Source organism: Terrabacter sp. P5_B1 (assembly GCF_056400505.1).
In genome coordinates this window covers 1-8,389 of sequence record NZ_JBFULD010000185.1, presented here as the reverse complement: position 1 = coordinate 8,389, position 8,389 = coordinate 1, and the positions used below count along the sequence as shown (strand labels likewise).

7 protein-coding genes and 1 pseudogene are annotated in these 8,389 nt (G+C 70.8%); 3 read left to right on the top strand and 5 right to left on the bottom strand.

What is annotated here, in order from left to right; all coding sequences use genetic code 11:
* Nucleotides 1-24 precede the first annotated feature (24 nt).
* The gene (gene dapD / locus AC1DP0_RS13820; RefSeq protein ID WP_478085125.1) at nt 25-957 is read left to right on the top strand and encodes a 2,3,4,5-tetrahydropyridine-2,6-dicarboxylate N-succinyltransferase; all 933 of its coding nucleotides are present in this window, start codon (nt 25-27) and stop codon (nt 955-957) included.
* A gap of 67 nt (nt 958-1,024) precedes the next feature.
* Entirely contained in the window at nt 1,025-1,897 is an 873-nt protein-coding gene (locus tag AC1DP0_RS13815) for a hypothetical protein (RefSeq protein WP_478085124.1), read from the top strand.
* Nucleotides 1,898-2,050: 153 nt separating this feature from the next.
* Here the strand turns inward: AC1DP0_RS13815 and AC1DP0_RS13810 are convergent, their stop codons facing one another.
* From AC1DP0_RS13810 to fdxA, 3 genes are all read right to left on the bottom strand, one after another.
* Nucleotides 2,051-3,331, bottom strand: a complete 1,281-nt coding sequence (locus tag AC1DP0_RS13810) for a citrate synthase (protein ID WP_478085123.1) — start codon at nt 3,329-3,331, stop codon at nt 2,051-2,053.
* 157 nt (nt 3,332-3,488) lie between these two features.
* The gene (gene dapC / locus AC1DP0_RS13805; RefSeq protein ID WP_478085122.1) at nt 3,489-4,625 is read right to left on the bottom strand and encodes a succinyldiaminopimelate transaminase; all 1,137 of its coding nucleotides are present in this window, start codon (nt 4,623-4,625) and stop codon (nt 3,489-3,491) included.
* Between the two features lie 2 nt (nt 4,626-4,627).
* The gene (gene fdxA / locus AC1DP0_RS13800) at nt 4,628-4,954 is read right to left on the bottom strand and encodes a ferredoxin (RefSeq protein ID WP_020143133.1); all 327 of its coding nucleotides are present in this window, start codon (nt 4,952-4,954) and stop codon (nt 4,628-4,630) included.
* 65 nt (nt 4,955-5,019) lie between these two features.
* Between fdxA and AC1DP0_RS13795 the strand changes: the two genes are divergently transcribed.
* Complete coding sequence (locus AC1DP0_RS13795) at nt 5,020-6,153, top strand: GNAT family N-acetyltransferase (RefSeq protein ID WP_478085121.1); 1,134 nt, start codon at nt 5,020-5,022, stop codon at nt 6,151-6,153.
* A 27-nt stretch (nt 6,154-6,180) separates the two neighbouring features.
* Here AC1DP0_RS13795 and AC1DP0_RS13790 read toward each other — a convergent pair whose 3' ends face one another.
* Nucleotides 6,181-7,941 (bottom strand): VanW family protein, encoded by a 1,761-nt coding sequence (locus tag AC1DP0_RS13790; protein WP_478085120.1) that lies wholly within the window; start codon nt 7,939-7,941, stop codon nt 6,181-6,183.
* Nucleotides 7,942-8,077: 136 nt separating this feature from the next.
* Nucleotides 8,078-8,389: pseudogene (locus AC1DP0_RS13785) on the bottom strand (N-acetyl-1-D-myo-inositol-2-amino-2-deoxy-alpha-D-glucopyranoside deacetylase); the annotation flags it as partial.

Sequence of the window (8,389 nt, the reverse complement as noted above, 5' to 3'; positions counted from 1 at the left end):
CCGCAGCCCCATATCCTTGCGGCCATGTCGGAGCGCAACGCATGGGGTCACGGACTGACGACGAYCACGGACGACGGGCAGGTGCTCGACACGTGGTTCCCTCAGCCGGCGGTCGGTGAGCGCCCCGCCGATGCGGCCGTCCCCGAGGGGCTGGACGCGCTCGCCGGCACCGACGAGGCGCGCCGCGTGCGCACCGAGGTCCGCCTGGTCGAGATCGACCTCGATGCTCCCCCGGCCGACGCGCCAGACGCCTACCTGCGCCTGCACCTGCTCTCGCACTGCCTCGTCAGGCCCAACACGATCAACCTCGACGGCGTCTTCGGCACGCTGCCCAACATCGTCTGGACGAGCGCCGGCGCGTGCCCGGTCGACGGCTTCGAGCAGACCCGGATGCGCCTGCGCGCCCGCGGCCAGCACGTCGCGGTGTACGGCGTCGACAAGTTCCCGCGGATGACCGACTTCGTCGTGCCTCAGGGCGTGCGCATCGCCGACGCCGACCGCGTGCGGCTCGGGGCCCACCTGTCGGCGGGCACCACGGTCATGCACGAGGGCTTCTGCAACTTCAACGCCGGCACCCTCGGCACGTCGATGGTCGAGGGCCGCATCGTGCAGGGCGTGGTCGTCGGAGACGGGTCCGACATCGGCGCCGGCGCCTCGATCATGGGCACCCTGTCGGGGGGCGGCACGGAACGCGTCAGCATCGGCGAGCGTTGTCTGGTCGGAGCCAACGGTGGCATCGGCATCGCCCTCGGCGACGACTGCGTCGTCGAGGCCGGGCTCTACGTGACGGCGGGCACCAAGGTGGCGCTCCCCGACGGCAGCGTGGTCAAGGCCAAGGAGCTGTCGGGGTCGAGCAACGTGCTCTTCATCCGCAACAGCGTGACCGGTGCGGTCGAGGCCCGCGACCGCAACGGCACCGGCATCACCCTGAACGCGGCCCTCCACGACAACGACTGAACCGACCCACACCAACGCCTGCCGACCCGGTTCAGACCAGAGCCGGACCACCTGAGGACCAGACCCCATGCCGACCAAACGACCGGGCCCGACCCTCGCCGACTCCCGGCCACGATCTGCGGCGCAACGTCGACGCCGCCGACTGTCGGCGCTGCTCGTGCTGGCCGGCGTCGTCGCGGCCGGCTGGTTCGGTGCCCGGCACCTGATCCAGGGCGTCTCCAGTCCGAAGTGCACGATCACGGCCGCCGGCAGCACCGAGACGTTCGACCCCGAGCAGACCGGCAACGCCGCGCTCATCGCAGCCCTGTCGGTCAAGCGTGGCATGCCGCCGCGCGCTGCGACCATCGCCATCACGACGGCGTTCCAGGAGTCGAAGATCCGCAACCTGCGCTACGGCGACCGCGACTCCCTCGGACTCTTCCAGCAGCGGCCGAGCCAGGGGTGGGGCACGGCGGAGCAGATCCTCGACCCCGTGCACGCGACGAACGCCTTCTACGACTCGCTGGTGAAGTACCCCGGCTACGAGACCGCCGACATCACCAAGATCGCCCAGCGGGTCCAGAAGAGTGGCTACCCCGAGGCCTACCGTGACCACGAGGGTCAGGGCCGCGTGCTCGCGTCGAACCTGACCGGCCACTCCCCTGCCGGACTGACGTGCCGGCTCGACGCGGTGACGACGAGCGCGACCCCCCAGCGCGTCGCGAGCGATCTGGCCGAGCAGATGGGCGTGACCTCGGTCCGGCCCGGCGATCGCTACCTGACCGTGACCACCCGTGACAGGACGACCGCGTGGGCCGTGGCCCAGTGGGCCGTGGCGCGCGCGGACCTCTACGGCGCCTCGAAGGTTGCCATCGGCGAGCGCGCGTGGACGCGCTCGGCCGGCGACGACGGGTGGTCGTCCGGAGCGGACGGCACGACGGTCACGATCAACCTCGGTTGACACGGACGGCATACGACCGGGCTTCCGCATCCCTCTCCCCCGGGTACGCGTCCGGCCCGCCCCGCTGGTGGGGGACGGGCCGGAGGCCGTGCGAGGAGGGCGGCCCAGCCGACGCCGGTCGACGCCGGTCGACGCCGGTCGGCGCCGGTCGACTCAGGCGGGGTAGGACCGCTCGGGCTCGCCGGTGTAGATCTGGCGCGGGCGGCCGATCTTCGTCTCGGGGTCGGTCATCATCTCGCGCCACTGGGCGATCCAGCCCGGCAGACGCCCGATGGCGAAGAGCACGGTGAACATCTTCGACTCGAAGCCCATGGCCTTGTAGATGAGGCCCGTGTAGAAGTCGACGTTCGGGTAGAGCCGGCGCTCGACGAAGTAGTCGTCGGCGAGGGCGATCTCCTCGAGCCCCTTGGCGATCTCGAGCAGCGGGTCGTTCTGGCCGAGCTTCTCGAGGATGTCGTCGGCGGCCTTCTTGATGATGGCCGCGCGGGGGTCGTAGTTCTTGTAGACCCGGTGCCCGAAGCCCATGAGGCGGACGCCGTCCTCCTTGTTCTTGACCTTCTCCATGAACTTCTTCGGGTCGTCACCCGACTCGTGGAGCTTGCCGAGCATCTCGAGGACGGCCTGGTTCGCGCCGCCGTGCAGCGGGCCCGACAGGGCGTGGATGCCGGCGGAGACCGAGTTGAAGAGGTTCGCGTGGGCCGAGCCGACGAGACGCACGGTCGAGGTCGAGCAGTTCTGCTCGTGGTCGGCGTGGAGGATGAAGAGCAGGTCGAGGGCCTTGGCGACCGTCGGGTCGACCTCGTAGGGCTCGACCGGGTAGCCGAACGTCATCCGCAGGAAGTTCTCGACGAACGACAGCGAGTTGTCGGGGTACATGTACGGCTGGCCGACGCTCTTCTTGTGCGCCATGGCCGCGATCGTCGGCAGCTTGGCGAGGAGTCGGACGGTCGAGATCTCGACCTGCTCCTGGTCGAAGGGGTCGAGGCTGTCCTGGTAGAACGTGCCCAGCGCCGAGACGGCCGAGCTGAGCACCGGCATCGGGTGGGCGTCGCGCGGGAAGCCGTTGAAGAACGCGCGGAGGTCCTCGTGCAGCATCGTGTGCCGGCGGATGGAGTCCTCGAAGCGGGTCAGCTCCTCCGGCGTCGGCAGCTCACCGTAGATGAGCAGGTAGGAGACCTCCACGAACGTGGACTTCTCGGCCAGCTCGGCGATCGGGTAGCCGCGGTAGCGCAGGACGCCCTCGTCACCGTCGATGTAGGTGATGGCGCTCTTGCACGACGCCGTGTTGACGAAGCCGACGTCGTACGTGACGAGGCCGGTCTCCTTCAGGAGCGAGCCGACCCCGAGCCCGTCGTTGCCGTCGACGGCGCCGACGCCCGGGAACGTGAGTTCCTTGTCTGCGACCTTGAGTGTCGCGTCCACTGCCTTCGTCACTGTTCCTCCGCCTCCTGTCACTCCGGCCCAAATCGCCGGACGTATCCGCGAGCGACGTTACCCCAGCGTCGGGCCCGCCGGGAAAACAGGCCCCTTCCGCACCACCGCCCGGGGATGCTGCCGCGGCCGCCGGAGGCCGGGCGCCGGAGGCCGGGCCTCAGAGCCGGGAGCAGGCGGCTGAGATGCGTTCGTCGGTCGCCGTGAGCGCGATCCGGACATGGCGGCTCCCGGCCGCTCCGTAGAACGAGCCGGGGGCGACGAGGATCCCGCGTTCGGCGAGCTCGGAGACCGTTGCCCAACAGTCCTCCTCGCGCGTGGCCCAGAGGTAGAGCCCGGCTTCGGAGTGGTCGACCCGGAGTCCCGCACGCGCGACCGCGGCCAGCAGCAGCTCACGCCGCCTGGCGTATGCCGTCCGCTGCGTCTGCACGTGGGTGTCGTCCCGCAGGGCGACGGCCATGGCGTGCTGGACGGGCGTGGGCATGATCATGCCGGCGTGCTTGCGCACCTCGAGGATGCGGGCGACGAGTGCGGGGTCGCCGGCGACGAACGCGGCGCGGTAGCCGGCGAGGTTGGACTGCTTGGACAGCGAGTAGACGGCGAGCAGCCCCTCGTGGTTGCCGCCGCAGACATCGGGGTGCAGGATGCTCGGCGTTGCCGTGCCGACCTGCCCCTCGCGCCAGTCGAGCTCGGCGTAGCACTCGTCGCTCGCGACGACGACTCCGTGGTCCCGCGCCCAGGCGACGACCTTGCGGAGGTGCGGGATGCCGAGCACCTGACCGTTGGGATTGCCGGGGCTGTTGAGCCACAACAGTTTTGGCGTGGACGCCGCAGTGAGCGGGCCGAGGCTCGTCAAGGACTGGGCCACGACGCTCGTCGCACCCGGGATGCGCGCTCCGATGTCGTAGGTCGGGTAGGCGACGGCCGGGATACCGACGACGTCGCCCGCGCGCAGGCCGAGCAGCGTCGGCAGCCACGCCACGAGCTCCTTGCTCCCGATGGTCGGCAGGACGGCGTCGAGGCCGAGGCCCGGGACGCCGCGACGGCGCTCGAACCACTCGCAGATCGCCGTCCGCAGGTCGGCGGTTCCGACGGTCAGGGGGTAGCCGGGGGCGTCCGCTGCGTCAGCCAGCGCACTGCGTACGACCTCGGGCGTCGGGTCGACGGGGGTGCCGACCGACAGGTCGACGATGCCCTCCGGATGCGCGACCGCTCGCGCCTTGTACGGCGCGAGCGAGTCCCAGGGGAAGTCCGGAAGGTCGAGCCCGCGCACGGGCGCGCCGGGCACGACGGGCACGGTCACTCGTCGTGTTCCTGCGGCGGCAGCGCCTCGATGAGCGGGTGGTCCTTGTCGATGACGCCGAGCTTGGCGGCGCCGCCCGGGCTGCCGAGGTCGTTGAAGAACTCGACGTTGGCGTTGTAGTAGTCGGCCCACTGCTCGGGGACGTCGTCCTCGTAGTAGATCGCCTCGACCGGGCAGACGGGCTCGCACGCACCGCAGTCGACGCACTCGTCCGGGTGGATGTAGAGCGACCGCTTGCCCTCGTAGATGCAGTCGACCGGACACTCCTCGATGCAGGCTCGGTCCTTGAGGTCGACGCAAGGCTGGGCGATGACGTAGGTCATGGGGGTGCGGACCTCCTGCTGTGAGGCGTTCGGGAGCGGATGCTGCACCGCCTATTATGCCGGACATGAACCGCGAGCCCACCGACGGCCCCACGGATGAGACCAACCCGCACGAGGGCACCGAGAGCTCTTTCGAGACCGGCTCCGGGGGCGGGCCGGCCGAGGTCGTCGGCGACGTCACCGACACCCTCGGGCACCGGCTCAGCGCGGCGCTGACGGTGGGCAGCCGCGTCGTCGTGCGCTACCGGCTCGCGGAGGGCGCAGAGGCCGGGGCGACCGACTTCCTCGGCGAGCTGGTGGCCCGCAACGAGGACTTCCTCGTCGTCGACACGAAGAAGGAACGGGTCAAGCTCATCCGCGCCGATGTCATCGCCGCCAAGGACGTGCCGCCGCCGGCGAGCCGTCCGGGTCGCGCGCACGAGCGCATCTCGGCCGAAGACCTCGAGAAGCTCATGGCCAAGGGCTGGCAGGCTCTCGACCGCGGCGGCCTCGGCGACTGGGTGCTGCGCGCCTCGGAGGGATTCACCGGGCGCGCCAACTCGGCGCTGGTCGTGGGCGACCCGAGCCTGCCCCTCGACAAGGCCATCGACTTCGTCGAGAAGTGGTACTCCGACCGCGGCCGCCCGACCGTCTTCCAGCTGCACGGCGAGCGGGGGTTCGTCGTCGAGGAGCTGCCCGTCGCCGCGGCCCTGCTGGATCGGGGCTACGCCGTCGGCGGCGGCCGCGACGACTGGCAGCGGGTGCTGATCATGACGGGCCTGTCCGCCGCGGTCCCGCCCCTCACCGAGGCCTCGGTCCCGGTCGTCGCCGACGCCGAGCTGAAGATGGACTGGCTCCAGGCCTATGCCGAGCAGCGCTCGATCGTGCCGGGCGCGACGGAGGCCGTCCTCACGGGCAGCGACGGGCAGCTCTTCCTGTCGGTGAACGACCCGGACAGCAACCGCATCATCGCCGTGGCCCGCATGGCGATCCACCCGGGCTGGGCCGGCATCTTCAGCCTCTGGGTGCACCCCGACCACCGCCGCAAGGGACTCGCGACGACGCTCGTGTCGGCGGTCGCCATGGTGGCCCGCGAGAACAACATGCCGGCCATCTACCTGCAGGTCTCGGCCGACAACACCGACGGCGTGGCGTTCTGGGAGGGACTCGGGTTCGGCGTGCACCACGAGTACACCTACCTCACCCGTCCGTCCGCCTGACCCGTCCTGACTGGTCGCGGCCCTTCGTCAGGGCGGGCTCGCCTTCGGGTTCGTGCAGATGACGTGGTCCTCGGGAACGTAGTGCGTCGTCACCGGCTCGCTCTTGACGAGCACGCTCGACCCGGGACGTCGCCACTGTCGGGTCACCGTCACGTCAAAGCCCGGATTGGCCTGTTGCGGGTAGCACTTCAGGCTGTCGTTGCGAATCGTCTTGGGCGGCACCACATTTCGACGAGGGCCCTTGACCGATGCGATGTCCCACGTCTTGGTGCTCCACACCCTCCCGTGGACGTTGCCGCCCTCGACCCAGGTCTGCAGGAGCATCCCGTGGCGGGTGTCGTTCTTCCACTTGTTGTCGATCGTGGGCCAGTAGACCGTGGCCTCCCGACCCTCCGGGTAGCGAGGGATGAAGAACGCGTGCGGACTGAACTCGAGGAAGTCCACCCCGGCGAAGTAGGCGAGGTTGTAGATCACGGTCGACACCTGGCTGATGCCCCCGCCGGTGCCGCGTGTCAGGCGACCGTCGATGATGACGGTGCCGTCGGCATACCCCTTGTCCTCGGTGCGTTCGCCGAGGATCCCGTTGAGGCTGAAGGTGCCTCCGGGCGGGACGTACGTGCCGTTGATGCGCTTGGCGGCCACGACGAGGTTGTTCGTGCGGGTGGCGTCGTTCGTGGGGAACGGTGAGAGGAAGTCGGCGACGAGATCGGTGACGCCCGCCTGCTGGGCGTCCTCCGTCGTGAACGGCGGCCGGGCCGGGGAGGCACTCACGTCAACCGTCCTGTTGGTGCCGGAGATGGCGGCGACAGCCCGTTCGGCCAAGGCGTCCTCGTCGACGGCGAGACCATCGACCGACGGGACGAGGTGGGGTTTGCCGTTGCCCGCCTCGAACTCCCACCGGGCGCTGCTGGCGGCGCGCGTCGCCACGGGCACCTTGGTCGCCACCAGCCGGGCGAGGGCTGCCTCGTCGAAGCGTGGCGCGAGACGGCCCGAGTCGTCGGGGACGACTGACACGAACGGGGCGTACTCCGTCGGGGCGAGCTGGGCACGCTTCGCGCCGGACACCAGGGTCAGCGGCCCGGACATCGCCGTGCTGCCGAAGTCGGAGGCGACCTGCTCGACCATCTCGCCGCTCGCCCGCGGCGGAGTCTCACGCATGACCGCCGTGGCCTGCGTCGAGTCGGGGAAGGCCCTGCGCAGGGCCATCTTCGTCGCCGCCACGTCGAGCGCGTTCCCCGGGACCGGCATGTCGACGGCCACGGCGCCTCCCGGGAAGGTCACCCGGCCCTCGACGGGTGCGACGGCCACGGTGGGCGCGATCCGGTCGACATAGGCGGTCAGGGCGTCGTCGTCCGTGCTCGTCAGCAACGGGGCGCGGACCGAGCCCGTCAGGCGTCCCCAGATCACGCGCGGATCGAGGGTGAAGCCGGTCAGCCCCTCGAGCGAGCGGTCCGCGTCGACGGTGAGCCCGGCCTCGCGCGGCACGACCTGCACCGGGCTGTCGCGCCCGGGCACGTCGAGCGCGATCGGCGTCGCGACCAGCGAGCTCGAACCCTTGGCGATGGCCGCGCGAGCCGACTCGGGGGTCATGCCGCCGATCTGGATGCCACCCACCGACACCGTCGCCGGGACGTGCTCCGAGGACCACACGCACAGGCCGGCATAGCCTCCGCCCAGGACGACCGCCGCGACGAAGAGGCGCAGCAGCGTCGAGCGACGCTCGGGGCGCGTGTCGTCGTACCAGTCGTCGGCCATCGGCTCTCCGGGCAAGGGGACATCGAGTGGCACGACGGTAACGCGAGTCGGTCGCCAAACCCGAGAGGCGACCCCCGAATCGCCCTGATCGAACGCCCTGGCCGTCCAGCACCCGCCGCGCGCCGCCCGCTCAGCGGGTGACGGCGGTCGGATTGCTCTTTCGATCGGGTCAGGCGAGCAGGCCCGCGTCGCTGGGCTCGACGGCGCCGCCCACCGTCTCCCAGGTCAGCGGGTCGACGCGACGGAAGCCCTCACGGCCCGTGGTCCGCGCCGCGACCAGGTTGGACAGGGCGTGCACGTCCTCGCTCGCGACGATGACCTGGGTCGCGTGGGCGCGCAGGGCGTCGTTCTGGACCGCACGCGCAGCCTCGTCGACGACGGCGTGGGTGAGCCGGTCGTCGTCGACGACCGACGGCGGGAACGGGTCGTCCGTCGCCGGGACGACGAGGCTCGGCGCCGCAGGCCCGTCGGCCCCCAGCTC

Excerpts from the sequence above, each read along its gene's own strand:
- fdxA (WP_020143133.1), bottom strand. The coding sequence starts at position 4,954 with ATGACCTACGTCATCGCCCAGCCTTGCGTCGACCTCAAGGACCGAGCC.
- AC1DP0_RS13795 (WP_478085121.1), top strand. The coding sequence starts at position 5,020 with ATGAACCGCGAGCCCACCGACGGCCCCACGGATGAGACCAACCCGCAC.
- AC1DP0_RS13815 (WP_478085124.1), top strand. The coding sequence starts at position 1,025 with ATGCCGACCAAACGACCGGGCCCGACCCTCGCCGACTCCCGGCCACGA.